The organism is Enterobacter soli, assembly GCF_964208575.1.
GTDB classification, from domain to species: domain Bacteria; phylum Pseudomonadota; class Gammaproteobacteria; order Enterobacterales; family Enterobacteriaceae; genus Enterobacter; species Enterobacter soli_A.
This window is the reverse complement of sequence record NZ_CAXOFU010000015.1, coordinates 32,281-56,716: the sequence shown is the minus strand read 5'-3', so window position 1 is coordinate 56,716 and position 24,436 is coordinate 32,281. Positions and strand designations below refer to the sequence as shown.

Here is a 24,436-nt window from a genome sequence, read left to right as displayed (position 1 = left end):
AGGAGCGATCAATGCTGCGCGTAATCGATACCGAAACTTGCGATCTTCAGGGCGGGATAGTGGAAGTGGCCTCTGTGGACGTGGTGGACGGTAAAATCGTCAACCCCATGAGTCACCTGGTGCGCCCGGATCGTCCAATCAGCCCGCAGGCGATGGCCATTCACCGCATCACTGAGTCCATGGTGGCGGACAAACCCTGGATTGAAGAGGTGATCCCGCACTATTACGGCAGCACCTGGTACGTGGCGCACAACGCCAGCTTTGACCGCCGCGTGCTGCCGGAGATGCCCGGCGAGTGGATCTGCACCATGAAGCTGGCGCGCCGCCTGTGGCCGGGGATCAAATACAGCAACATGGCGCTGTATAAATCCCGCAAGCTCAGCGTGAAAACGCCGGAAGGACTACATCATCACCGCGCCCTGTATGACTGCTATATCACCGCCGCGCTGCTGATCGATATCATGAATATCTCAGGCTGGACGCCCGATGACATGGCCAACATCACCGGGCGACCGGCGCTGCTGACCACCTTTACGTTTGGCAAATACCGCGGCAAAGCGGTGTCGGAAATCGCCGACAAAGATCCGGGCTATCTGCGCTGGCTGTACAACAACCTCGACAGAATGAGCCCGGAGCTGCGCCTAACGCTCAAACATTATCTCGGCGAAGCCTGACGTTCCGCCTGGCCTGGCAGCGTATTCTGCGCCAGGCCAATCAAAAAGGCGTACTCCAGCGCCACCCCTTCGTACGATTTAAACCGCCCTGATTTCCCCCCGTGCCCGGAATCCATGTCGGTGCAGAGCAGCAGCAGATTATCGTCGGTTTTCAGCTCGCGCAGCCTGGCGACCCACTTGGCGGGCTCCCAGTACTGCACCTGGGAGTCATGCAGCCCGGTGGTGACCAGCAGGTGCGGATAGGCTTTCGCTTCAACGTTGTCGTAGGGGCTGTACTCTTTCATATAGCGATAGTAGGTTTCGTCCTGCGGATTCCCCCACTCCTCGAACTCCCCCGTGGTCAGCGGGATAGACTCGTCCAGCATCGTGGTGAGCACATCGACAAACGGCACCTGCGCCACGACGCCTTTGAACAGGTCAGGACGCTGGTTGATCGCCACCCCCATAAGCATTCCCCCCGCGCTGCCGCCCATGCCAAAGCAGAGCGACGGATCGCCATAGCCCTGGGCAATCAGCGCATCGCAGACGTCGAGGTAATCGTTAAAGGTGTTTTTCTTGCGCAGAAACTTGCCGTCTTCGTACCAGTGATGGCCAAGCTCGCCGCCGCCGCGCACGTGAGCGATGGCAAAGACAAAGCCGCGATCGAGCAGGCTGAGCCTGCTGCTGCTGAAGTCGGCGTCCATGCTGGAGCCGTATGAGCCGTAGCCGTAGACCAGCAGCGGATTTTTGCCCTTGCGGAAAGCGTCGCGGCGATAGACCAGCGAGACCGGGACTTCGACGCCGTCCCGCGCCTTCACCCACAGGTGTTCGCTGCGATAATGTTCAGATTCAAACCCGCTGACCGCCGCCTGCTTCAGCACCTGCCGCTGCCCGGTATCCATGTCCAGCTCAAACAGCGTGTCCGGGGTGGTCATTGAGGAGTAGCCGTAGCGCAGGCGGGACGACTCCGGCTCCGGGTTAAAGCCTATCCACGTCACGTAGGCCGGATCGTCAAAGGCAATCCCCACCACTTCGCGGGTTTTACGGTTGATTTGCCGCAGGCTGGTCAGCCCGCGCTGGCGCTCCTCCACCACCAGCCAGTCGGTAAACAGGGTGAACCCTTCGAGCATCACCTGATCCCGGGCGGGGATCAGCACTTCCCATTTGCGTTCGTCGCGGACCTTGGTCTTATACAGGCCGAAGTTTTTCCCTTCGCGGTTGGAGCGCAGGTAAAAGCTGTGCTGGAAGTGATCCAGGCTGTACTCGTGATCTTTGCGGCGCGGCAGGAAGCAGAGCGGCTGGGCGTCCGGCAGTTCGGCATCCAGCAGCAGCACTTCAGAGGTGGTCGCGCTGGCGAGGAAGATAATCACGTAGTGCCGGGAGGTGGTTTTATGCAGGCTGACGTAAAAGGTTTCGTCTTTCTCCTCGTAGACCAGCTCGTCGTGCGCGGACGATGTCCCGACGGTGTGGCGCCAAACCTGATACGGCAGCAGCGTCGAGGCGTGTTTTTTAACGTAGTAAACCGTTTCCGAATCATTGGCCCAGACGAAGTCCGGCGAGACATTGTCCAGCATCTCCGGATACCAGTTCCCGGTATCAAGATTGCGGAAGCGCAGGCCGTACTGGCGGCGCGAAAGGTAGTCCTCCGCCAGCGCCATGATCGCGTTATCCGGGGAGATGGACATGCCTCCGAGCGTGTAAAACTCGCTATGGGCGGCGCGCTGGTTGGCATCCAGCAAAATGTCCCAGTCGTCCCATTCGGCGCTCAGCGCGGACTGGCGCTGATAAATGGGATATTCATTGCCCGGCTCATAGATGTGGCGATACCGGTAGCCATTTTTGGTCCAGGGCGCGGAAATATCGCGCTGGGGGATGCGCTCCACCATCTCTGCCAGAAGCTGATCCTGGAGCGCCTGCTGGCTGGACATGACCTTTCGGCCATAGTCATTTTCCTGATGAAGATAATCGAGCACCTCTGGCCGGGAACGCGAGTCGTCCCGCAGCCAGTAGTAGTTATCTATGCGCGTATCGCCATGCGTGGTGATGGCATACGGCTTGCGTTGGGCTTTTGGCGACATGTTCGTTATTCGTTTTGGTTTTACACCTTATAAGGTTGGCAAAACACACGCATGATGCAAGCGAAACATGGCCACCATTCAGAATCATTACCCCTTTAGCGCCTGTTTTTGCTGCTTTATGTCCTGCTCAATGCCTTCCCGCACCTCCTGCGGAATGTTAAGCGCGTCGCCCAGCGCATTCAGATAGCTGCGCTCCATAAAGTGATCGATATCCACCGCGGCGCAGCTCAGGAAATAGAGCTCCAGCGCCTCCTCTTCGTTTTTCACGCTCTGCGCCAGGCGCTGCGGGTCGAGCGGCTGTTCGATGGCCTGCGCCACCAGCGCTCTCCCCTGCTCCTCAACGCCCGCCTCCTGGAGCTGGTGCTCAATCGCCGAGCGCTCTTTGTCGTCAATATGACCATCGCTTTTTGCCGCAAAAACCAGGGCGAGGATCAGCCGCTCGGTGCGGATGTCCATCGGCGAGGTGTGTTCGCCGTAGTGCGGCTCATCCTGATGCGCGGCGCGAACCTTATCCTTGTATTTGTTCCACAGCACCGTCCCGGCAATCGCGCCACCGCCGGCCAGCAGCGCGCCCGTACCGTATTTGGCGAGCAGCTTGCGCGAGGATTTATTGGCGACCAGCAGACCCGCCAGCCCGCCCAGCGCCCCCGGCACCAGCAGCTTGCCGAGCCCCTGCTCGCCGGAAGACGCCCCTTTTTGACCTAACATGGATTGCAATTGATTCAGCCAGCCTGACATGATTTTCCTCACTTAACCGTGGATATGCCTCTCAGACTAAGCGAGCGGGCGTCAGGAAATGTCTGTTCGTGCTAAAGAAGCGCAAATTCTTACCCTCCTCGTCCTGGCGCAGACAAGACAGACGCAAACGTTTTCGTTTATACTGCGCGCAACTTTTTCAGGGGGATTGTTATGACTCGTTTAGGAACTGCGCTGCGTCCGGCAGCCACTCGCGTAATGCTGCTGGGCTCGGGGGAGCTGGGGAAAGAGGTTGCCATTGAGTGCCAGCGTTTGGGCGTGGAGACGATTGCGGTTGACCGCTATCCGGATGCCCCGGCCATGCACGTTGCCCATCGCGCGCACGTCATTAACATGCTGGACGGCGACGCCCTGCGCGCGCTGATCGCACAAGAAAAACCGGATTTCGTGGTGCCTGAAATCGAAGCCATCGCCACCGATACGCTGGTTGCCCTTGAGCAGGAAGGCCAGCAGGTTGTGCCGTGCGCCCGCGCCGCGAAGCTCACCATGAACCGCGAAGGCATTCGCCGTCTGGCGGCGGAAGAGCTGGCGCTCCCGACGTCAAGCTACCGTTTCGCCGACAGCAAAGAGGCCTTTCTTCGCGCCGTGGAGGAGATTGGCTACCCGTGCATCATTAAGCCGGTGATGAGCTCCTCCGGCAAAGGCCAGAGCTTTATTCGCGACGCCGCCACGCTCGACAGCGCCTGGGACTATGCCCAGCAGGGCGGTCGCGCGGGCGCGGGCCGCGTCATCGTGGAAGGCGTGGTGAAGTTTGACTTCGAAATTACTCTGCTGACCGTCAGCGCCGTCGACGGCGTGCATTTCTGCGACGCCATCGGGCATCGTCAGGAAGACGGTGATTACCGTGAATCCTGGCAGCCGCAGCAGATGAGCGCCCTGGCGCTGGAGCGCGCGCAGGAGATTGCCCGCAAGGTTGTGCTGGCGCTGGGCGGCTACGGCCTGTTTGGGGTTGAGCTGTTTGTCTGCGGCGACGAGGTGGTGTTCAGCGAAGTCTCCCCTCGCCCGCACGACACCGGAATGGTGACGCTGATTTCTCAGGATCTCTCCGAGTTCGCCCTGCACGTTCGCGCCTTCCTCGGCCTGCCGGTGGGCGGGATCCGCCAGTACGGCCCGGCGGCATCGGCGGTGATCCTCCCGCAGCTGACCAGCCAGAACGTGACGTTCGACAACGTCCAGGGGGCGGTTGGCGCCGGGTTGCAGGTGCGCCTGTTCGGTAAGCCGGAGATTGACGGCACGCGTCGCCTTGGCGTGGCGCTGGCAACCGGGAACGACATCGATGAGGCCGTGGCGAGAGCCAAAAGCGCGGCCGCGGCGGTTAAGGTCGCAGGATAAAAAAAACGGGCCATTCGGCCCGTTTTTCATATTGCCCTGAGGCAAAAAGCTTACTGCTTCGCGCCTTCAACCGCTTCGCGAGCCAGCTTAGTGATGCGATCCCAGTCGCCCGCTTCCAGCGCATCCGCCGGAACCAGCCATGAACCGCCGATGCACAGCACGCTTTTCAGTGCCAGGTAGTCACGGTAGTTCGCCGGAGAGATCCCGCCGGTTGGGCAGAAACGTACCTGAGAGAAGGGACCCGCAATCGCCTGCAGCGCTTTGGTGCCGCCGTTGGCTTCGGCCGGGAAGAATTTGAACTCTTTCAGACCGTAGTCCAGACCCAGCATCAGTTCAGATACGGTGCTGATACCCGGGATCAGCGGGATAGTCCCTTCGGTTGCCGCTTTCAGCAGAGGCTCAGTAAGGCCAGGGCTGATGGCGAACTGTGCGCCCGCTTCGGTCACTTCTGCCAGCTGCTGTGGGTTCAGTACGGTGCCCGCACCGATAATCGCTTCAGGCACTTCTTTAGCGATGGCGCGGATAGCGTCCATTGCACATGCGGTGCGCAGGGTCACTTCCAGAACGCGAACGCCGCCGGCAACCAGCGCTTTCGCCATTGGCACAGCGTGTTCCAGCTTGTTCACTACGATCACCGGCACGACAGGGCCAGTTTTCAGGATTGCTTCTGCACTTGTTTTCCAGTTTTTCATCAGAGTTTTCTCTCGCCAGATCGATAATTCAGTTCGTCTTAAAACGTAATACAGGTCGCGCCCTGCTCCGCGCCGGAGAGCTTTTCGCGCAGCGCGCTGAACATTTCGCGCCCGGTGCCGACACGGGACGCGCGCAGGTCAGGAATATGTGGCTGACGGGCAGCAAGTTCGGCCTCATCCACCAGCAGGGTTAACTCACCTGTCTGGCCGTTAACGCGAATCATGTCGCCATCGCGTACTTTCGCCAGCAGTCCACCGTCGTAGGCTTCCGGGGTGACGTGGATGGCAGAAGGCACTTTACCTGATGCGCCGGAGAGTCGTCCATCCGTAACCAACGCAATTTTGAAACGGCGGTCCAATAATACACCAAGCGGCGGCATAAGTTTATGTAATTCTGGCATTCCGTTCGCTTTTGGCCCCTGATGACGAACCACAACCACGCAATCCTTATCGAGCAGACCCGCGTCGAAGGCCGGTAATACGTCGTGCTGGCTTTCGAAGACCACCGCCGGCGCCTCGATAACCTGGTTCTCTTCCGGCACCGCGGAGGTTTTCATTACCGCGCGTCCTAAGTTGCCGCTCAGCACTTTGGTGCCGCCGTGGTGGGAGAATGGCTGCTCAATGGTGGCGATAACCTGCGGATCCAGAGAGCCTGCCGCGCCGTCGCGCCAGTCCAGCTCGCCGTTGTTCAGCCACGGCTCCAGGGTGTAGCGCTGCAGGCCAAAGCCCGCCACGGTGTTGACGTCTTCATGCAGCAGACCGCCTTTAAGCAGTTCGCGCATCAGCACCGGAACGCCGCCCGCCGCCTGGAAGTGGTTGATGTCTGCCGGGCCGTTCGGATACAGGCGCGCCATCAGCGGCACCACGGACGAGATATCGGAGAAATCATCCCAGTTGATCAGAATGCCCGCCGCGCGCGCCATCGCCACCAGGTGCATGGTGTGGTTGGTTGAACCCCCGGTCGCCAGCAGCGCAACGATGCCGTTGACGATCACTTTTTCGTCAACCATTTTGCCCATCGGCATCCACTCGTTGCCGTTACCGGTGAGACGGGTCACCTGGCGAGCGGCCGCTTCGGTCAACGCCTGGCGCAACGGTGCGTCCGGCTGAATGAAGGAAGAGCCCGGCAGCTGCATCCCCATAAATTCCACCACCATCTGGTTGGTGTTGGCGGTGCCGTAGAAGGTGCAGGTGCCCGGCGCATGGTAAGAGGCCGCTTCGGCTTCCAGCAGCGCCTGACGGTCAGCCTTGCCTTCGGCATACAGCTGGCGGATACGCACTTTCTCTTTGTTCGGCAGGCCGCTTGCCATCGGGCCAGACGGCACGAAGATCGCAGGCAGATGCCCGAAGGAGAGCGCCGCCATCACCAGGCCCGGGACAATCTTGTCGCACACGCCCAGGTACAGCGCGCCGTCGAACATGTTGTGGGACAAACCAACCGCCGCAGACATGGCAATCACTTCGCGGCTCAGAAGGGAAAGTTCCATCCCGTCCTGACCCTGCGTCACCCCGTCGCACATGGCCGGTACGCCACCCGCCACCTGCCCTACGGCGTTGGCTTTGTGCAGCGCTTTACGGATGATTTCCGGGTAGTGCTCGTACGGCTGGTGGGCGGAGAGCATGTCGTTGTAGGAGGTGATGATCGCGATATTGTTACGCAACATGCTTTTCAGCGAGGCTTTGTCATCAGGCTGGCAGGCGGCAAAACCGTGGGCCAGGTTTCCGCACGCAAGCTGGGAACGGTGAACGGTGTCGCTTTTGGCCTGTTCGATACGGGCGAGGTAGGCGGTACGGGTCTCTTTCGAGCGCTCGATGATGCGCTGTGTTACGCGTAACAATGTCGGATTCATAAAAGCTCCTCAAATTTATCTGTCCGGGCTCGGGAGTTTACAAAGTGTACGGCAGTCGTTAACAACGCTGAAACGCTTGGTGTCCGGAGCTCAGGGGCAAAATCACTTCCGGCAGTGTAATAAAAAAAGCTCCGTGGGTGAATCCACACGGAGCTTAAATTAAGAAAATAATGTCACTGTCTGTGCCAGATCATGTTACCGGTAAAATAACACCTCCGGGTTACAGGATAATCTTACTCAAACTCGTTCCAGGAGCGGCCATCGCGGGTGATCATCGCAACCGATGCGACAGGTCCCCACGTGCCCGCCTGATACGGTTTTGGCGCATCCTGATCGGCAGCCCAGGCTTCGGTGATGGAGTCGACCCATTTCCACGCCTCTTCCACTTCGTCGCGACGCACGAACAGCGCCTGGATACCGCGCATGGTTTCCAGCAGCAGACGCTCGTAGGCATCGGCCAGGTGCGTTTCGTTGAAGGTTTCGGAGTAGCTCAGGTCAAGCTTGGTGGTTTGCAGGTTGTGCTTGTGATCCAGACCCGGCACTTTGTTGAGGATCTGGATATCCACGCCCTCGTCCGGCTGCAGACGAATGGTCAGCTTGTTCTGCGGCAGCTCCTGCCAGGACTCTTTGAACAGGTTTAGCTCTGGATTTTTGAAGTACACCACCACTTCTGAACACTTGGTTGGCAGACGCTTACCGGTACGCAGGTAGAACGGCACGCCGGCCCAGCGCCAGTTATCGATATCCACGCGGATTGCCACGAAGGTCTCGGTGTTGCTGGACTTGTTCGCGCCCTCTTCTTCCAGGTAGCCAGGGACTTTTTTACCCTGCGCAAAACCGGAGGTGTACTGACCGCGCACGGTTTTTTCACGCACATTTGAGCGATCGATACGACGCAGGGACTTCAGCACTTTTACCTTTTCGTCGCGGATGCTGTCGGCGGTCAGGTCCGACGGCGGTGACATGGCGATCATGCACAGGATTTGCAGCAGGTGGTTCTGGATCATATCGCGCATCTGGCCGGCCTGGTCGAAGTAACCCCAGCGGCCCTCAATGCCCACCTCTTCCGCCACGGTAATTTCCACGTGGTCGATAGTGCGGTTATCCCAGTTGTTCACAAACAGGGAGTTGGCAAAGCGCAGCGCCAGCAGGTTCAGCACGGTCTCTTTACCGAGATAGTGGTCGATACGGTACACCTGGCACTCTTCGAAGTACTCACCCACCCGATCGTTGATTTCGCGGGAGGTGGCGAGTGAAGTGCCCAGCGGTTTTTCCATGACCACGCGCGCAGGCTTCGCGTTCAGCTTCGCTTCGCCCAGCCCTTTGCAGATGGCGCCGAAGGTGCTTGGCGGCATGGCGAAGTAGTTAATGGTGACGCGATTTTTTTGGTCTAACATCTCACCCAGACGGGTAAACGCGCTAACGTCGTTCACGTCCAGGTTGCAGAAATCGAGGCGTCCGCTCAGCGTGTCCCACAAACTTTCATCGATCTTCTCTTTCATGAAAGTTTCGAGCGCTTCACGCACGACTTTGGTATAAGCGTCCTTGTCCCAGTCGGCGCGCCCAACACCCAGGATACGGGTATCCGGATGAAGCTGGCCCGCTTTCTCCAGTTGATACAGGGAAGGCAGCAATTTACGGCGTGCAAGATCGCCTTTCGCGCCGAAAATGACCAGGTCACATGCCTGGGCTGTTTGCGTTACCGCCATGTCATTCTCCTCAGTTGGATAACCTGGTACTTCTGCCAGGTATCGTTGTAATTTTATTACAATGCACTGTACTGCTTTTACGTCATTCCCGAAACCATTAGCGCTTAACGTAGCGTGCGAAACCGTGATTTTTCGCCTGCTTACGGCTTATGATTCGCAAACTGCATCAGAACCGTTGAATCTTTGTACGCCCGGGTCACTGCAAAACCCGACAGCGATCAAGTAATGAAAAAAAACAACAACATTTCTTGTCGTACATTACCCTTTAGAGAGACCCGAGGGGTAATATCGGCTAAATCGAATCAGGATTTCATCTCTCGGTGAAATCGTTTCCCCCATGAGCGCCTTGTTAACAATGAACATGCTGGAAAAAATCCAGTTTCAACTGGAACACCTTAGCAAATCCGAGCGAAAAGTGGCTGAAGTTATTCTCGCCTCGCCCGCTCAGGCAATTCATTCGAGCATCGCTGCGCTGGCGCAGGAGTCGGGTGTCAGCGAACCGACCGTGAACCGATTCTGCAGAAGCCTGGAAACCCGCGGCTTCCCCGATTTTAAACTGCATCTGGCACAAAGTCTGGCAAACGGCACGCCGTATGTTAATCGCAATGTGGATGAAGACGACAGCGTTGATGCCTATACCGCCAAAATTTTTGAATCCGCGATGGCCACGCTCGACCACGTGCGTCAGTCGCTGGATATGACGTCGGTTAACCGCGCGGTGGATTTACTCACTCAGGCCAAAAAGATTGCCTTCTTCGGCCTGGGGTCGTCCGCGGCGGTCGCCCACGACGCCATGAACAAATTTTTCCGCTTCAACGTTCCGGTGATTTACTCCGATGACATTGTCCTGCAACGCATGAGCTGTATGAACTGTAGCGAAGGCGATGTTGTGGTGCTCATCTCCCACACCGGGCGAACGAAAAGCCAGGTTGAGCTGGCACAGCTGGCGCGGGAAAACGACGCAATGGTGATTGCGCTCACTACCGCCGGCACGCCGCTGGCCAGAGAAGCGACGCTTGCCATCACCCTCGACGTGCCGGAAGACACCGACATGTATATGCCGATGGTGTCGCGCCTGGCGCAGCTTACGGTGATTGACGTGCTGGCGACCGGCTTTACCCTGCGGCGCGGCGCAAAATTCAGAGATAACTTGAAGCGGGTCAAGGAAGCGCTCAAGGAATCGCGTTTTGATAAAGAATTGCTTATAAAGAGCGATGTTCCCTAATAACTACGATGTTCGATTTACGGCATTCGGTCCTCTCTCTTCGGCCTTGCCCTTGATGAAGTCCGATTCTATCTTCACGCAACACCAAAGTTGTTTCAGTCAACGGAGTATTACATGTCCAGAAGGCTTCGCAGAACCAAGATCGTAACCACCTTAGGCCCGGCTACCGATCGCGATAATAACCTCGAAAAAATTATCGCCGCAGGCGCCAACGTGGTGCGTATGAACTTCTCTCACGGTACGCCAGAAGACCATAAATTACGTGCAGACAAGGTCCGTGAGATCGCGGCAAAACTGGGTCGCCACGTGGCTATCCTCGGCGACCTTCAGGGGCCTAAAATCCGCGTATCGACCTTTAAAGAAGGCAAAGTGTTCCTCAACGTTGGCGACAAGTTCCTGCTCGATGCCAACCTGAGCAAAGGTGAAGGCGATAAAGAGAAAGTGGGTATCGACTACAAAGGTCTGCCTGCTGACGTGGTGACCGGCGACATCCTGCTGCTCGACGACGGTCGCGTTCAGCTGAAAGTGCTCGAAGTCCAGGGGATGAAGGTCTTCACCGAAGTCACCGTCGGCGGCCCGCTCTCTAACAACAAAGGCATCAACAAGCTCGGCGGCGGCCTCTCAGCGGAAGCGCTGACCGAAAAAGACAAAGCCGACATCGTCACCGCGGCGCAGATTGGCGTCGATTACCTGGCCGTCTCCTTCCCGCGCTGCGGTGAAGATCTGAACTACGCCCGCCGTCTGGCGCGTGACGCAGGCTGCGACGCGAAAATCGTTGCCAAGGTTGAACGTGCCGAAGCGGTTTGCGATCAGGATGCGATGGACGACGTTATCCTGGCGTCGGACGTGGTGATGGTAGCCCGTGGCGACCTGGGTGTTGAAATCGGCGATCCGGAACTTGTCGGGATCCAGAAAGCGCTGATCCGTCGCGCGCGTCAGCTGAACCGCGCGGTGATCACCGCCACGCAGATGATGGAATCGATGATCACTAACCCAATGCCAACCCGTGCGGAAGTGATGGACGTGGCAAACGCCGTGCTGGATGGTACCGATGCGGTAATGCTGTCTGCGGAAACCGCCGCAGGCCAGTACCCGGCGGAAACCGTGGCGGCAATGGCGCGCGTTTGCCTGGGCGCGGAGAAGATCCCAAGCATCAACGTGTCTAAACACCGTCTGGACGTGCAGTTCGACAACGTGGAAGAAGCGATTGCGATGTCGGCAATGTACGCCGCTAACCACCTGAAAGGCGTGACGGCGATCATCACCATGACCGAGTCAGGCCGTACCGCGCTGATGACGTCCCGTATCAGCTCTGGTCTGCCAATCTTCGCGATGTCCCGCCACGAGCGCACGCTGAACCTGACCGCGCTGTACCGCGGCGTAACGCCGGTTTACTTCGACAGCAACAGCGACGGCGTTGCCGCCGCGAACGATGCCGTGAACCTGCTGCGCGACAAAGGCTACCTGGTGTCTGGCGATATCGTTATCGTGACCCAGGGTGACGTAATGAGCACCATCGGCTCGACCAACACCACGCGCGTGATGACCGTCGAGTAATCCGCGCAGTGTGAAAAAGCCCTCTCCGTTAAGAGAGGGCTTTTTTTATTTCTTCGGGAAAAGCTCTTTGCGTTTGTACGGCTCTTTTTCGCCGGGCTTGCGCGTTTTAAGCAGCTTGAGGATCCAGGTGTACTGCTCCGTATGCGGCCCCACCAGCAGCTCCACCTCTTCGTTCATTCGGCGGGCGATGGTGTTGTCGTCTGCGGTCAGCAGGTCGTCCATCGGCGGGCGCACTTCAATGCTCAGGCGATGCGTTTTGCCGTCGTAGACCGGAAACAGCGGGATAACGCGCGCGCGACAGACCTTCATCAGGCGGCCAATCGCGGGCAGCGTGGCTTTGTAGGTCGCGAAGAAATCCACAAACTCGCTGTGCTCCGGGCCATGATCCTGGTCCGGCAGATAATAGCCCCAGTAACCCTGGCGCACGGACTGAATAAAGGGCTTGATGCCGTCATTGCGCGCGTGGAGGCGGCCGCCAAAGCGACGGCGAACGGTATTCCACACGTAATCAAAGATTTTATTGCCCTGATTGTGGAACATCGCCGCCATTTTTTGCCCCTGTGAGGCCATCAGCATCGCCGGGATATCTACGCCCCAGCCGTGCGGCACCAGGAAGATCACTTTCTCGTCGTTGCGACGCATCTCTTCAATGATTTCCAGCCCTTTCCAGTCCACGCGGTCGAGCAGCTTTTCCGGCCCGCGCAGCGCCAGCTCCGCCATCATCGCCATGGCCTGCGGCGCGGTGGTGTACATGGCGTCAATGATCGCTTCACGCTCGGCGTCGCTTTTTTCCGGGAAACAGTAATAGAGGTTAATTTGCGCACGACGGCGGGCGCTTTTGCCCATGCGTCCGGCCAGACGGCCTATCTTGCCGAGAATAGGGTCGCGCACGGAAGCAGGCAGCAGCGCGATACCGGCAAAGGCATAAACGCCCAGCCAGGCGCCCCAGTTGCGCGGGTGGCGAAACGACGGCTCAAACTCAGGAATGTACTCACTGTTATTTTTTTTTGTTTCCATGCTGGTTCCAGGAAAGTGACGCGAAAAAAGAATAATGCCGATAGTGTAGCGAGGCTGGCGCTCTGGCACAAAAGAAAAAGCCGGCGCACAGGGGCGCCGGCTTGTTGATTAACAGGACATTAGTCGAAGCGCAGCTGCGGCATCACTTCTTTTACCTGCGCCAGGTAGTCAGTACGATCTTTCCCGGTCAGGCCTTCGGTGCGCGGCAGTTTCGCCGTCAGCGGGTTGACCGCCTGCTGGTTGATCCACACTTCATAGTGCAGGTGCGGGCCGGTTGAACGCCCGGTATTGCCGGAGAGCGCAATACGGTCGCCGCGTTTCACTTTCTGACCCGGCTGCACCAGCAGCTTGCGCAGGTGCATGTAACGGGTGGTGTAGGTGCGGCCGTGGCGCACGGCAACGTAGTAGCCTGCTGCCCCGCTGCGTTTCGCCATCACCACTTCACCGTCACCGACCGCCAGCACAGGCGTACCCTGCGGCATGGCGAAGTCCACGCCGCGGTGCGGCGCAACGCGACCGGTCACCGGGTTCAGACGGCGCGGATTAAAGTTGGATGAAACGCGGAACTGCTTCGCCGTCGGGAAGCGCAGGAAGCCTTTCGCCAGGCCCGTGCCGTTACGGTCGTAGAACTTGCCGTCTTCGGCGCGGATTGCGTAATAGTCTTTGCCGTCAGAGCGCAGGCGAACGCCGAGAAGCTGGCTCTGTTCGCGCTTGCCGTCCAGCATTTCGCGGGACATCAGCACGGAGAACTCGTCGCCTTTTTTCAGCTTACGGAAGTCCATCTGCCACTGCATCGCTTTGATAACCGAGCTAATTTCTGCGCTGGTGAGCCCCGCATCGCGCGCGGCGGAGACAAAGCTTCCGCCCACCGTGCCTTTCAGCACGCTGTTGACCCAGTCGCCCTGCTGCATTTCACTGCTCATTTTGAAACCGTTTGCAGTGCGGTCGTAGGTGCGGGTTTCACGGCGGGACATTTCCCACGTCAGACGCTGCAAATCACCGTCGGCGGTTAATGTCCAGGAGAGCTGCTGGCCGATTTTAAGATTGCGGAGGTCTTTATCCGATGCGGCAAGCTGGCTGATATCACCCATATCGATGCCGTACTGGTTCAGCACGCTGCTCAGGGTATCGCCCGTCGACACCACGTATTCGTGGATCCCTGCTTCGTTTTGCGTTTTGTCGTCCAGCTCATCCTGAGGGATGGCTTCGTCTTCCTGGGCAGCCTGATCGATTGGCTCGCTGGCCTCAGGCAATAACGAACGGATCTCGCTTTTCTCAAGCTCGATGGTTTTGATGATTGGGGCAGAACTCGGGTGGTAAACATAGGGCCGCCAGACGGCGACCGCTAAGGTGAGAACTGTAAGAGACCCCAGCATAACGCGATGGGGTCGAGGCAGATTGTTAAATGCCAGAGCGACAGAGCGGGCTATCTGTTGCACGTATTCACTTCCTCGTTAATCTCCTTTCAGGCAGCTCGCATACTGATTCGCCAGTTGGCTGAGGAACTGCGAATAGCTCGCTTTGCTCAACTGGATATTCGTACCTAGCGGGTCAAGGGTTCCCATGCGCACGGATGTTCCCCTGGCCACGGCTTCTACGACCGCTGGCCTGAACTGTGGCTCAGCAAAAACGCACGTCGCTTTCTGCTCAACCAACTGTGTTCTGATTTCATGTAAACGCTGCGCACCAGGCTGAATTTCCGGGTTGACGGTGAAGTGACCCAGCGGGGTCAGACCGTAGTGTTTTTCGTAGTAGCCGTAGGCGTCATGAAAAACGAAATACCCTTTTCCTTTCAGCGGTGCGAGCTCGTTACCCACCTGCTTGTCGGTTGCGGCTAAGGAAGCCTCAAAATCCTTCAGGTTGGCGTCTAGTTTGGCTCGACTTTGCGGCATAAGTTCCACTAATTTGTCGTGGATTGCAACCGCCGAAAGCCGCGCTATCTCTGGGGACAACCAAAGATGCATGTTGTACTCGCCGTGATGGTGATGGTCGTCACCTTTTTCAGCTTCGCTGCTTCCATGGTCATGTTCGTCACCGTCGTCGTCAGCCCCTTTCATGAGCAACGGTTTCACGCCGGAAAGCTCGGCAATGGTCACCTGCTTCTGCGCCGGAACCTGTTTCGCCGACTTCTGCATGAAGGCTTCCATTTCCGGGCCAATCCACACGACTAAGTCCGCGTTTTGTAAGCGTTTTACGTCGGACGGGCGCAGGGAGTAATCGTGCTCGGATGCACCATCAGGGAGCAAAACTTGCGTTTCAGTGACCCCATCAGCGATGGCTGATGCGATGAATCCAAGCGGTTTAAGCGAAGCGACAACGGCGGCGTTAACATCTTGTGCTGTTGTACCCCAAAGGGCAGCGGATAATGCTGCGAAAAGAAGCGTATTTTTATGTAACATAATGCGACTAATCATCGTAATAAGTTCGGTGAATGTGATATTATAACATTCGATGACTTCTGCAAGCTTAAATTGACATGACGACTTTGGTTACTCTCGAAAATATCTCGGTCTCTTTTGGCCAGCGCCGCGTCCTCTCTGACGTGTCCCTGGAACTCAAACCCGGCAAAATTCTGACGCTGCTCGGCCCTAACGGTGCGGGTAAATCCACCCTGGTGCGCGTGGTTCTCGGCCTGGTAGCACCTGATGAAGGGGTGATCAAACGTGACGACAAGCTGCGTATCGGCTATGTGCCTCAAAAATTACACCTCGACGCCACGCTGCCGCTGACGGTGAGCCGCTTCCTGCGCCTGCGTCCCGGCACGCGCAAGGCCGATATTCTGCCCGCGCTGAAGCGCGTCCAGGCCGGACATCTGGTTGATGCGCCGCTGCAAAAGCTCTCTGGCGGCGAAACCCAGCGCGTGCTGCTGGCTCGCGCGCTGCTGAGCAGCCCGCAGCTGCTGGTGCTCGACGAGCCAACCCAGGGCGTCGACGTCAACGGTCAGGTGGCGCTGTACGATTTGATCGATCAGCTGCGCCACGAGCTCAACTGCGCGGTGCTAATGGTTTCCCACGACCTGCATCTGGTCATGGCAAAAACCGACGAGGTGCTGTGCCTTAACCACCACATCTGCTGCTCCGGCACGCCGGAAGTGGTGTCGATGCATCCGGAATTTATCTCTATGTTCGGCCAACGCGGCGCCGAACAGCTTGGCATTTATCGCCACCATCATAATCATCGCCACGATTTACAGGGACGAATTGTCCTGCGCCGGGGAAATGGACGCTCATGATTGAACTGTTACTGCCCGGCTGGCTGGCCGGGATTATGCTTGCCTGCGCCGCGGGCCCGCTTGGCTCGTTTGTGGTGTGGCGCAGAATGTCCTATTTCGGCGACACCCTGGCTCACGCCTCTCTGCTGGGCGTGGCCTTTGGCCTGCTGCTGAACGTGAATCCGTTTTACGCGGTGATCGTCGTTACCCTGTTGCTCGCCGCCGGGCTGGTCTGGCTGGAAAAGCGCCCTCACCTCGCTATCGATACCCTGCTCGGCATTATGGCGCACAGCGCGCTGTCGCTTGGCCTGGTGGTGGTGAGCCTGATGTCGAACATCCGCGTCGACCTGATGGCCTATCTGTTTGGCGATTTGCTGGCGGTAACGCCGGAAGATCTGATCTCTATCGCCATTGGCGTGGTGGTGGTGCTGGCTATTCTGCTCTGGCAGTGGCGTAACCTGCTCGCCATGACCGTCAGCCCGGATCTGGCGTTTGTTGACGGCGTGAAGCTCCAGCGCGTGAAGCTGCTGCTGATGCTGGTCACGGCGCTGACCATCGGCGTGGCGATGAAGTTTGTCGGGGCGCTGATTATCACTTCGCTGCTGATTATTCCGGCTGCCACCGCGCGCCGCTTTGCCCGCACGCCGGAGCAGATGGCGGGTGTGGCGGTGATTATCGGCATGATTGCGGTGACGGGCGGACTAACCTTCTCGGCGTTTTACGACACGCCCGCGGGGCCGTCGGTGGTGCTGTGCGCGGCGCTGATGTTTATTCTCAGCATGATGAAGAAGACGGCAAGTTGACATCGAGGGCGCTGATGCCCTCACCCTGACCCTCTCCCACAGGGAGAGGGAATTAAGCATTACGGCATTGCCGGAGGCGTAATGCCGAAGTGATTCCACGCCCGCACCGTCGCCATGCGACCGCGCGGCGTGCGCTGCAGGAAGCCCTGCTGGATGAGATACGGCTCCAGCACATCCTCGATAGTTTCTCGCTCTTCCCCAATAGCCGCCGCCAGGTTATCCAGCCCGACAGGGCCGCCGAAGAACTTGTCCAGCACCGCCAGCAGCAGCTTGCGGTCCATATAGTCAAAGCCTTCCGCATCGACGTTAAGCATATCCAGCGCCTGAGCGGCAATCTCTGCCGAGATGGAGCCATCGTGCTTCACCTCCGCGAAATCACGCACGCGGCGCAGTAGGCGGTTGGCAATACGCGGCGTACCGCGAGAGCGCTTCGCCACTTCAAACGCCCCCTCTTCGCTCATCTCCAGCCCCATATAGCGCGCGCTGCGCCCGACGATATGCTGGAGATCCGCCACCTGATAAAACTCCAGGCGCTGAACAATGCCGAAACGGTCGCGCAGCGGTGACGTTAACGACCCGGCGCGGGTTGTCGCGCCAATCAGGGTAAACGGCGGCAGGTCGATTTTGATGGAGCGCGCCGCTGGCCCTTCACCGATCATGATATCCAGCTGGTAGTCTTCCATCGCCGGATAGAGCACCTCTTCCACCACCGGAGAGAGGCGGTGGATCTCATCGATAAACAGCACGTCGTGGGGCTCAAGGTTGGTGAGCATCGCCGCCAGGTCGCCCGCCTTCTCCAGCACCGGGCCGGAGGTGGTGCGCAGGTTGACGCCCATTTCGTTGGCGACAATGTTTGCCAGGGTGGTTTTACCCAGGCCCGGCGGGCCAAAAATCAGCAGGTGATCGAGCGCATCACCGCGCAGCTTTGCCGCCTGGATGAAAATTTCCATCTGGGAACGAACCTGCGGCTGGCCGATATACTCGTCAAGCAGCTTCGGGCGGATCGCGCGATCCACCACATCATCTGCCTGAATAGTGCCTGCCGAAACCAGGCGGTCTGCTTCAATCATCCTTTACCTCACAATGCGGCGCGGAGCGCTTCACGAATCAGGGTTTCACTGCTGGCGTCCGGTTTGGCAATTTTGCTTACCATACGGCTGGCTTCCTGAGGTTTATAGCCCAGAGCCACCAGCGCAGCAACCGCTTCCTGCTCGGCGTCATCGGACGCAGGCGCGCCCGGAGAGGTCAACACCAGGTCGGCAGCCGGAGTAAACAGATCGCCATGCAGCCCTTTGAAGCGGTCTTTCATTTCGACAATCAGGCGCTCTGCCGTTTTCTTGCCGATGCCCGGAAGCTTAATCAGCGCGGCAGGATCTTCACGTTCAACGGCATTCACAAACTGCTGCGCGTTCATGCCGGAGAGGATCGCCAGCGCCAGCTTCGGGCCAACGCCGTTGGTTTTGATCAGCTCCCTGAACAGCGTCCGCTCCTGCTTGTTGTTGAAGCCGTACAGCAGCTGGGCATCTTCACGGACAACAAACTGCGTAAAGACAATCGCTTCTTTACCCGCGTCCGGCAGCTCGTAGAAGCAGGTCATCGGCATGTGGACTTCATAGCCCACGCCGCCGACTTCCAGCAGCACTAACGGGGGTTGTTTTTCAATGATGATGCCTCTGAGTCTGCCTATCACGTGACGCTCCTGCGTTCTGGGAAATTTTTGCTGTCGACATATACCCTAAATAATTCGAGTTTCAGGAAGGCGGCAAGGGAGTGAATCCCAGGAGCTTACACCAGTAAGTGACTGGGTGAGCGAGTGCAGCCAACGCACATGCAACTTGAATTATGACGGGTATAATAAAAAAAGGCTGGATGTTTATCCAGCCTGATTTCTTATTATCGTAACCTGCCTCGCGCCAGATTAAGACGCGACTCGCTCATCTGCATCGCGTTCTGGCTGACGTGACAGTGGGTGATGGCGATGGCCAGCGCATCGGCGGCATCGGCCTGGGGGTTTGCGGGGAGCTTTAACAGCGTACGCACCATGTGCTGCACCTGGCTTTTCTCCGCGCTGCCAATCCCGACCACCGTCTGTTTCACCTGTCTTGCCGCGTATTCGAACACGGGCAGATCCTGGTTTACCGCTGCCACAATCGCCACGCCGCGCGCCTGACCAAGCTTCAGCGCGGAGTCCGCGTTTTTCGCCATAAAGACCTGCTCGATGGCGAAATAGTCAGGCTGAAACTGGGTGATGATCTCCGACACGCCTGCATATATGAGCTTCAGGCGCGACGGCAGATCGTCCACCTTCGTGCGGATACAGCCACTGCCGAGGTAGGTTAACTGGCGTCCAACCTGACGGATGACGCCATAGCCGGTGATGCGTGAGCCGGGGTCAATCCCGAGGATAATCGACATCACGCTTCTCCCGTAAACGGTTTATACGCTCTCATCAGAGAGTCGCTGCAACCTCATCAGAGATTTCACCGTTGTGATAAACTTCCTGCACGTCGTCGCAGTCTTCGAGCATGTCGATCAGACGCAGCAGTTTCGGTGCCGTTTCGGCATCCATGTCCGCTTTGGTGGATGGGATCATGGAGACTTCAGCGTTGTCCGCTTTCAGACCCGCCGCTTCCAGCGCGTCGCGCACGGCACCCATCTCTTCCCACGCGGTGTACACGTCGATAGCACCATCGTCGAAGGTCACAACGTCTTCCGCACCCGCTTCCAGCGCGGCTTCCATGATCACGTCTTCGTCGCCTTTCTCGAAGGAGATCACGCCTTTTTTGCTGAACAGGTAGGCTACGGAGCCGTCAGTCCCCAGGTTGCCGCCGGTTTTGGTGAACGCGTGGCGCACTTCGGCAACGGTACGGTTACGGTTGTCAGACAGACATTCAACCATGACCGCAGTACCGCCAGGGCCGTAACCTTCATAAATGATGGTTTCCATGTTCGCGTCTTCATCACCGCCCACGCCGCGTGCGATTGCACGGTTCAGGGTGTCACGCGTCATGTTGTTGGACAGCGCTTTATCTACCGCCGCGCGCAGACGCGGGTTAGAAGCCGGATCGCCGCCGCCCAGACGCGCAGCCGTGACCAGCTCACGAATGATTTTAGTAAAGATCTTACCGCGCTTGGCATCCTGTGCCGCTTTACGGTGTTTGGTGTTGGCCCACTTACTATGACCTGCCATAGAAATATCCTCAGAAATCGCGCCTTCTCAGGCTACGTTAATTACAAATTCTTCAATCGCCTGCCGGTTGCTCCACGACTTGGTCAGTGCAGCGGCATCCGCCGCATTCACCCAGCGGTAGGTCAGGTGTTCCGTGAACACGATCTCCCGTTCGTGGGGGAGCGCGAGACAGAACCACGATTCCGTATTGCGCTCGATACCCGGAGCATAGCGATGACGTAAATGGCTAAAAATTTCAAACTCCACCGTGCGCTGACAGTCCTTCAGGGTCAGTTGCTCGCGAGCAACATCAATGGTGACCTCTTCCTTTACTTCACGCGCGGCGGCCTGCGGCGCAGTTTCACCCTCTTCCAGGCTGCCGGTAACCGACTGCCAGAAATCAGGGTCGTCGCGCCGCTGCAACATCAGCACCCGCTTCGTGTCCTGGGCGTAAATTACAACTAAGACAGAAACGGGACGCTTATATGCCATATCAGTTTTTCTCTTCCTTCTTGACCACTTCAATGCCCAGCTCGGCCAGAGAGGCCGGGTTAGCAAAGCTTGGCGCTTCGGTCATCAGACACGCCGCAGCCGTGGTTTTCGGGAATGCGATAACATCACGAATGTTGTCGGTGCCGGTCAGCAGCATGGTCAGACGGTCAAGACCGAATGCCAGACCCGCGTGCGGAGGCGTACCGTATTTCAGCGCGTCCAGCAGGAAGCCGAACTTCTCGCGCTGCTCTTGCTCGTTGATGCCCAGAATGCCGAACACGGTCTGCTGCATTTCACCGTTGTGAATACGCACAGAGCCGCCGCCCACTTCGTAGCCGTTGATCACCATGTCGTAAGCATTAGCGACCGCGTCTTCCGGTGCAGCCTTCAGCTCTGCCGCGCTCATGTCTTTTGGCGAGGTGAACGGGTGGTGCATTGCGGTCAGGCCGCCTTCACCGTCGTCTTCAAACATTGGGAAGTCGATAACCCACAGCGGCGCCCATTTGCTTTCGTCGGTGAGGTTCAGATCTTTACCCAGCTTCAGACGCAGCGCGCCCATCGCGTCGGCAACCACTTTCTTGTTGTCCGCGCCGAAGAAGATCATATCGCCGTCCTGCGCGCCGGTGCGCTCAAGGATCGCTTCAATGATTTCTGCGTTCAGGAATTTCGCCACCGGGCTGGTGATGCCTTCCAGACCTTTCGCACGCTCGGTCACCTTAATATAGGCCAGACCTTTGGCGCCGTAGATCTTAATGAAGTTGCCGTAGTCGTCGATCTGCTTACGGCTCAGCGCCGCACCGCCAGGAACGCGCAGCGCAGCCACGCGGCCTTTTGGATCGTTAGCCGGGCCAGCGAACACCGCGAACTCAACGGATTTCAGCAGGTCAGCTACGTCCACCAGCTCCATCGGGTTACGCAGGTCTGGCTTATCAGAGCCGTAGCGACGTTCCGCTTCGGCGAAGGTCATGATTGGGAAGTCGCCCAGCTCAACGCCCTTCACGTCGTTCCACAGGCCGCGCACCAGCGCTTCCATCACTTCACGCACCTGCTCGGCGGTCATGAAGGAGGTTTCGACGTCGATCTGGGTGAATTCAGGCTGACGGTCAGCGCGCAGGTCTTCGTCACGGAAGCATTTAACAATCTGATAGTAGCGGTCGAAGCCGGACATCATCAGCAGCTGTTTGAACAGCTGTGGAGACTGCGGCAGCGCGTAGAATTTGCCTTTATGAACGCGGGACGGGACCAGGTAATCGCGCGCGCCTTCCGGCGTGGCTTTGGTCAGCATCGGGGTTTCGATGTCGAGGAAACCGTGGTCGTCCATAAAGCGGCGCACCAGGCTGGTGATTTTCGCACGGGTTTTCAGGCGCTGGGCCATTTCCGGGCGACGCAGATCCAGATAGCGGTATTTCAGACGCGCTTCTTCGGTGTTGACGTGGTTAGAGTCCAGCGGCAGTGCTTCTGCGCGGTTGATGATAACCAGGTCAGACGCCAGCACTTCGATTGCGCCGGTCGCCATGTCTGCGTTGATGTTTTTCTCGTCACGCGCACGCACGGTGCCGGTGACCTGAATGCAGAACTCATTACGCAGCTCAGAAGCCAGCTTCAACGCCTCGGCGCGATCCGGATCGAAGAACACCTGCACGATACCTTCGCGGTCGCGCATATCGATGAAGATAAGGCTACCAAGATCACGACGACGATTGACCCAACCACACAGGGTGACCTGCTGCCCGACGTGGGACTGACGCAGCTGCCCGCAATATTCTGTACGCATGAGATATCCCTTAATTAGCCGCAGGCTGATTGTCGCCTCTGTTTCAGGCTACTTTGTCGCAGCTTTAACTGTATGTCACAACTGGATGAAAAAAGGCGGCTATTATACTGGAAATTCCGCCAGACGATAAGAGTGAAGCACGGCCAGACGCACGTTTGCTGTGCTCTTATTGCGCATTCTCACAAAAATTAACAAAATTATCCGACCGATAACAGGCAAGAACATCGTAAGGTGTTGCCCAGGCTGTTTATTTAACTGGAGTTACTATGTTCACACTCGATACCGCTAAAACCGCCCTCGTGGTAATTGATTTGCAGGAAGGGATCCTGCCTTTTGCCGGTGGCCCGCACACCGCTGACGAGGTGGTCACCCGCGCCGCTCGCCTGGCAGAAAAATGCCGCGCCAGCGGTTCGCCTGTCATTATGGTGCGCGTCGGCTGGTCGGCTGATTTCGCCGAAGCGTTGAAACAGCCCGTTGACGCCCAGGCCGCAGGCCACGCGCTGCCGGAAAACTGGTGGATCTATCCGGTTTCGCTGGGCAAGCGCGACAGTGATATCGAAGTGACAAAACGCCAGTGGGGCGCATTCTACGGCACCGACCTGGAGCTGCAGCTGCGCCGTCGCGGCATCGACACCATTATCCTGTGCGGCATCTCCACCAACATCGGCGTGGAATCCACCGCCCGCAACGCCTGGGAATTAGGCTTTAACCTGGTAATTGCGGAAGACGCATGCAGCGCCGGCTCCGCCGAACAGCACCAGGGCAGCATGACCCATATATTCCCGCGCATTGGCCGCGTGCGCAGCACCGAAGAGATTTTAAGCGCCCTATGATGTACGTGGGCCTGCCCCAGTGGTCGCACCCAAAGTGGGTGCGCCTTGGCATTACCAGCCTTGAAATCTATGCCCAACACTTCAACTGCGTTGAGGGCAATACCACGCTGTACGCCCTGCCCCGGGCGGAGATCGTCGAACGCTGGCGCGAGCAGACCACCGATGATTTCCGCTTTTGCTTTAAATTTCCGGCGACCATCTCCCACACCGCCGCGCTGCGAAACTGCGGAGATTTAACCGAAGAGTTCTTCACCCGCATGTCACCGCTGGCGAACCGGATTGGGCAGTACTGGCTCCAGCTCCCTGCCGCCTTTAGCCCGCGCGACCTGCCCGCCCTGTGGCAATTCCTCGACGCACTCCCCCGTGAATTTACCTACGGCGTGGAAGTGCGGCACCCTGAGTTTTTTGCGAAAGGCGAGGCTGAAAAAGCGCTGAATCGCGGTCTGCATGCGCGCGTGGTAAACCGCACAATCCTCGACAGCCGGCCGGTGCACAGCGCCGTTGCGCACAATGAAGCCATTATCGACGCGCAGCGTAAGAAGCCAAAGGTGCCGGTACACGCCGTTGTGACCGCGCATAACCCGATGGTGCGGTTTATCGGCAGCGACAATATGCAGCAAAACATCGAGATGTTCGCCGTCTGGCTGCAAACGTTAGCGAAATGGGAACAAACCACCACGCCGTATCTGTTTTTACACACGCCGGATATCGCCCAGGCCCCTGAACTGGTCGATGCTCTCTGGCAGGCCTTGCGGAATGCGGTTCCGTCGGTGGGCGACGCTCCAGCCATCCCACAACAATCTTCTCTTTTCTGATATCACCCCCTATCATATAGACGTGCCATCTGCCAAAAACAGGGAGTTAGTATGGTCAGCGCGCTCTATGCGGTGTTAGGTGCATTACTGCTGATTAAGTTTTCGTTTGACGTTGTGCGCCTGAGGATGCAGTACCGCGTTGCCTACGGCGACGGTGGATTTTCCGAGCTGCAGGTGGCGATCCGCGTCCACGGCAATGCCGTTGAGTACATTCCCGTCGCATTGATCCTGCTGCTGTTTATGGAAATGAACGGCGCCGAGACCTGGATGATTCACGTCTGCGGGCTGCTGCTGATTTCCGGTCGGTTAATGCATTATTACGGTTTTCACCATCGCTTATTCCGCTGGCGTCGTTCCGGCATGAGCGCAACCTGGTGCTCGCTTTTGCTGATGGTGCTGGCTAACCTTTGGTATATGCCGTGGGAGTTGGTTTTCTCCTTCCGTTAGCGCACAATACGCCACTTTATTTT

The 24,436-nt window shown here is 57.9% G+C and carries 23 protein-coding genes; 9 read left to right on the top strand and 14 right to left on the bottom strand.

Features of this window, described 5'->3' with window-relative positions; all coding sequences use genetic code 11:
* The first annotated feature begins 11 nt into the window (after window positions 1–11).
* A complete protein-coding gene (gene exoX, locus AB6V08_RS15745; RefSeq protein WP_368543765.1) occupies window positions 12–674 on the top strand; it encodes an exodeoxyribonuclease X in 663 nt (220 codons plus the stop codon).
* On the opposite strand, the gene ptrB is transcribed toward exoX, so the two are convergent.
* Window positions 656–2,731, bottom strand: a complete 2,076-nt coding sequence (gene ptrB, locus AB6V08_RS15740; protein WP_368543764.1) for an oligopeptidase B — start codon at window positions 2,729–2,731, stop codon at window positions 656–658. The genes exoX and ptrB overlap by 19 nt on opposite strands.
* Before the next feature lie 87 nt (window positions 2,732–2,818).
* Window positions 2,819–3,469, bottom strand: coding sequence for a tellurite resistance TerB family protein (locus tag AB6V08_RS15735; protein ID WP_368543763.1), 651 nt, complete (start codon window positions 3,467–3,469; stop codon window positions 2,819–2,821).
* 171 nt (window positions 3,470–3,640) lie between these two features.
* Here AB6V08_RS15735 and purT point away from each other — a divergent pair, with 171 nt between their 5' ends.
* Window positions 3,641–4,819: a formate-dependent phosphoribosylglycinamide formyltransferase gene (gene purT, locus AB6V08_RS15730; protein WP_368543762.1), complete on the top strand. Its 1,179-nt coding sequence runs from the start codon at window positions 3,641–3,643 to the stop codon at window positions 4,817–4,819.
* Window positions 4,820–4,869: 50 nt separating this feature from the next.
* Here the strand turns inward: purT and kdgA are convergent, their stop codons facing one another.
* From kdgA to zwf, 3 genes are all read right to left on the bottom strand, one after another.
* Window positions 4,870–5,511, bottom strand: a complete 642-nt coding sequence (gene kdgA / locus AB6V08_RS15725) for a bifunctional 4-hydroxy-2-oxoglutarate aldolase/2-dehydro-3-deoxy-phosphogluconate aldolase (protein ID WP_368543761.1) — start codon at window positions 5,509–5,511, stop codon at window positions 4,870–4,872.
* 38 nt (window positions 5,512–5,549) lie between these two features.
* Entirely contained in the window at window positions 5,550–7,361 is a 1,812-nt protein-coding gene (gene edd / locus AB6V08_RS15720) for a phosphogluconate dehydratase (protein ID WP_368543760.1), read from the bottom strand.
* Window positions 7,362–7,594: 233 nt separating this feature from the next.
* A complete protein-coding gene (gene zwf, locus AB6V08_RS15715; protein ID WP_368543759.1) occupies window positions 7,595–9,070 on the bottom strand; it encodes a glucose-6-phosphate dehydrogenase in 1,476 nt (491 codons plus the stop codon).
* Between the two features lie 355 nt (window positions 9,071–9,425).
* Between zwf and AB6V08_RS15710 the strand changes: the two genes are divergently transcribed.
* Complete coding sequence (locus AB6V08_RS15710) at window positions 9,426–10,295, top strand: MurR/RpiR family transcriptional regulator (RefSeq protein ID WP_368543822.1); 870 nt, start codon at window positions 9,426–9,428, stop codon at window positions 10,293–10,295.
* Between the two features lie 114 nt (window positions 10,296–10,409).
* Complete coding sequence (pyk, locus tag AB6V08_RS15705) at window positions 10,410–11,852, top strand: pyruvate kinase (RefSeq protein ID WP_368543758.1); 1,443 nt, start codon at window positions 10,410–10,412, stop codon at window positions 11,850–11,852.
* 45 nt (window positions 11,853–11,897) lie between these two features.
* On the opposite strand, the gene lpxM is transcribed toward pyk, so the two are convergent.
* The 3 genes from lpxM to znuA all read right to left on the bottom strand — a co-directional run bounded on the left by lpxM (window position 11,898) and on the right by znuA (window position 15,268).
* Window positions 11,898–12,869: a lauroyl-Kdo(2)-lipid IV(A) myristoyltransferase gene (gene lpxM / locus AB6V08_RS15700; protein ID WP_368543756.1), complete on the bottom strand. Its 972-nt coding sequence runs from the start codon at window positions 12,867–12,869 to the stop codon at window positions 11,898–11,900.
* Window positions 12,870–12,988: 119 nt separating this feature from the next.
* Window positions 12,989–14,308 (bottom strand): murein DD-endopeptidase MepM, encoded by a 1,320-nt coding sequence (mepM, locus tag AB6V08_RS15695; RefSeq protein ID WP_368543755.1) that lies wholly within the window; start codon window positions 14,306–14,308, stop codon window positions 12,989–12,991.
* A gap of 15 nt (window positions 14,309–14,323) precedes the next feature.
* Window positions 14,324–15,268, bottom strand: a complete 945-nt coding sequence (gene znuA / locus AB6V08_RS15690; protein ID WP_368543821.1) for a zinc ABC transporter substrate-binding protein ZnuA — start codon at window positions 15,266–15,268, stop codon at window positions 14,324–14,326.
* Between the two features lie 77 nt (window positions 15,269–15,345).
* On the opposite strand from znuA, the gene znuC reads away from it, so the two are divergent.
* Both znuC and znuB read left to right on the top strand, forming a co-directional pair.
* The gene (gene znuC / locus AB6V08_RS15685) at window positions 15,346–16,101 is read left to right on the top strand and encodes a zinc ABC transporter ATP-binding protein ZnuC (protein WP_368543754.1); all 756 of its coding nucleotides are present in this window, start codon (window positions 15,346–15,348) and stop codon (window positions 16,099–16,101) included.
* Window positions 16,098–16,883, top strand: a complete 786-nt coding sequence (gene znuB / locus AB6V08_RS15680; RefSeq protein WP_368543753.1) for a zinc ABC transporter permease subunit ZnuB — start codon at window positions 16,098–16,100, stop codon at window positions 16,881–16,883. The genes znuC and znuB overlap by 4 nt, the downstream gene beginning before the upstream one ends.
* A 59-nt stretch (window positions 16,884–16,942) precedes the next feature.
* On the opposite strand, the gene ruvB is transcribed toward znuB, so the two are convergent.
* The 6 genes from ruvB to aspS all read right to left on the bottom strand — a co-directional run bounded on the left by ruvB (window position 16,943) and on the right by aspS (window position 22,318).
* Entirely contained in the window at window positions 16,943–17,953 is a 1,011-nt protein-coding gene (gene ruvB, locus AB6V08_RS15675; RefSeq protein ID WP_023312235.1) for a Holliday junction branch migration DNA helicase RuvB, read from the bottom strand.
* A gap of 8 nt (window positions 17,954–17,961) precedes the next feature.
* Complete coding sequence (ruvA, locus tag AB6V08_RS15670) at window positions 17,962–18,573, bottom strand: Holliday junction branch migration protein RuvA (protein ID WP_368543752.1); 612 nt, start codon at window positions 18,571–18,573, stop codon at window positions 17,962–17,964.
* A 203-nt stretch (window positions 18,574–18,776) separates the two neighbouring features.
* A complete protein-coding gene (gene ruvC / locus AB6V08_RS15665; protein WP_006176048.1) occupies window positions 18,777–19,298 on the bottom strand; it encodes a crossover junction endodeoxyribonuclease RuvC in 522 nt (173 codons plus the stop codon).
* Window positions 19,299–19,332: 34 nt separating this feature from the next.
* Entirely contained in the window at window positions 19,333–20,073 is a 741-nt protein-coding gene (locus AB6V08_RS15660; RefSeq protein ID WP_047345933.1) for a YebC/PmpR family DNA-binding transcriptional regulator, read from the bottom strand.
* A gap of 27 nt (window positions 20,074–20,100) precedes the next feature.
* Entirely contained in the window at window positions 20,101–20,544 is a 444-nt protein-coding gene (nudB, locus tag AB6V08_RS15655) for a dihydroneopterin triphosphate diphosphatase (protein WP_368543751.1), read from the bottom strand.
* A gap of 1 nt (window position 20,545) precedes the next feature.
* A complete protein-coding gene (gene aspS, locus AB6V08_RS15650; protein ID WP_368543750.1) occupies window positions 20,546–22,318 on the bottom strand; it encodes an aspartate--tRNA ligase in 1,773 nt (590 codons plus the stop codon).
* A gap of 266 nt (window positions 22,319–22,584) precedes the next feature.
* On the opposite strand from aspS, the gene AB6V08_RS15645 reads away from it, so the two are divergent.
* The 3 genes from AB6V08_RS15645 to AB6V08_RS15635 are packed head-to-tail and all read left to right on the top strand — an operon-like array spanning window position 22,585 to window position 24,413.
* A complete protein-coding gene (locus AB6V08_RS15645) occupies window positions 22,585–23,151 on the top strand; it encodes a hydrolase (RefSeq protein ID WP_368543749.1) in 567 nt (188 codons plus the stop codon).
* On the top strand, window positions 23,148–23,966 hold the full coding sequence (locus AB6V08_RS15640; RefSeq protein WP_368543748.1) for a DUF72 domain-containing protein: 819 nt from the start codon (window positions 23,148–23,150) through the stop codon (window positions 23,964–23,966). Before AB6V08_RS15645 ends, AB6V08_RS15640 begins: the two co-directional genes overlap by 4 nt.
* 51 nt (window positions 23,967–24,017) lie before the next feature.
* Window positions 24,018–24,413 (top strand): MAPEG family protein, encoded by a 396-nt coding sequence (locus tag AB6V08_RS15635; protein WP_368543747.1) that lies wholly within the window; start codon window positions 24,018–24,020, stop codon window positions 24,411–24,413.
* The last annotated feature ends 23 nt before the right edge of the window (window positions 24,414–24,436 follow it).

Excerpts from the sequence above, each read along its gene's own strand:
- exoX (WP_368543765.1), top strand. The coding sequence starts at position 12 with ATGCTGCGCGTAATCGATACCGAAACTTGCGATCTTCAGGGCGGGATA.
- ptrB (WP_368543764.1), bottom strand. The coding sequence starts at position 2,731 with ATGTCGCCAAAAGCCCAACGCAAGCCGTATGCCATCACCACGCATGGC.
- AB6V08_RS15735 (WP_368543763.1), bottom strand. The coding sequence starts at position 3,469 with ATGTCAGGCTGGCTGAATCAATTGCAATCCATGTTAGGTCAAAAAGGG.
- purT (WP_368543762.1), top strand. The coding sequence starts at position 3,641 with ATGACTCGTTTAGGAACTGCGCTGCGTCCGGCAGCCACTCGCGTAATG.
- kdgA (WP_368543761.1), bottom strand. The coding sequence starts at position 5,511 with ATGAAAAACTGGAAAACAAGTGCAGAAGCAATCCTGAAAACTGGCCCT.
- edd (WP_368543760.1), bottom strand. The coding sequence starts at position 7,361 with ATGAATCCGACATTGTTACGCGTAACACAGCGCATCATCGAGCGCTCG.
- zwf (WP_368543759.1), bottom strand. The coding sequence starts at position 9,070 with ATGGCGGTAACGCAAACAGCCCAGGCATGTGACCTGGTCATTTTCGGC.
- AB6V08_RS15710 (WP_368543822.1), top strand. The coding sequence starts at position 9,426 with ATGAACATGCTGGAAAAAATCCAGTTTCAACTGGAACACCTTAGCAAA.
- pyk (WP_368543758.1), top strand. The coding sequence starts at position 10,410 with ATGTCCAGAAGGCTTCGCAGAACCAAGATCGTAACCACCTTAGGCCCG.
- lpxM (WP_368543756.1), bottom strand. The coding sequence starts at position 12,869 with ATGGAAACAAAAAAAAATAACAGTGAGTACATTCCTGAGTTTGAGCCG.
- znuA (WP_368543821.1), bottom strand. The coding sequence starts at position 15,268 with ATGTTACATAAAAATACGCTTCTTTTCGCAGCATTATCCGCTGCCCTT.
- znuC (WP_368543754.1), top strand. The coding sequence starts at position 15,346 with ATGACGACTTTGGTTACTCTCGAAAATATCTCGGTCTCTTTTGGCCAG.
- znuB (WP_368543753.1), top strand. The coding sequence starts at position 16,098 with ATGATTGAACTGTTACTGCCCGGCTGGCTGGCCGGGATTATGCTTGCC.
- ruvB (WP_023312235.1), bottom strand. The coding sequence starts at position 17,953 with ATGATTGAAGCAGACCGCCTGGTTTCGGCAGGCACTATTCAGGCAGAT.
- ruvC (WP_006176048.1), bottom strand. The coding sequence starts at position 19,298 with ATGTCGATTATCCTCGGGATTGACCCCGGCTCACGCATCACCGGCTAT.
- AB6V08_RS15660 (WP_047345933.1), bottom strand. The coding sequence starts at position 20,073 with ATGGCAGGTCATAGTAAGTGGGCCAACACCAAACACCGTAAAGCGGCA.
- nudB (WP_368543751.1), bottom strand. The coding sequence starts at position 20,544 with ATGGCATATAAGCGTCCCGTTTCTGTCTTAGTTGTAATTTACGCCCAG.
- aspS (WP_368543750.1), bottom strand. The coding sequence starts at position 22,318 with ATGCGTACAGAATATTGCGGGCAGCTGCGTCAGTCCCACGTCGGGCAG.
- AB6V08_RS15645 (WP_368543749.1), top strand. The coding sequence starts at position 22,585 with ATGTTCACACTCGATACCGCTAAAACCGCCCTCGTGGTAATTGATTTG.
- AB6V08_RS15640 (WP_368543748.1), top strand. The coding sequence starts at position 23,148 with ATGATGTACGTGGGCCTGCCCCAGTGGTCGCACCCAAAGTGGGTGCGC.
- AB6V08_RS15635 (WP_368543747.1), top strand. The coding sequence starts at position 24,018 with ATGGTCAGCGCGCTCTATGCGGTGTTAGGTGCATTACTGCTGATTAAG.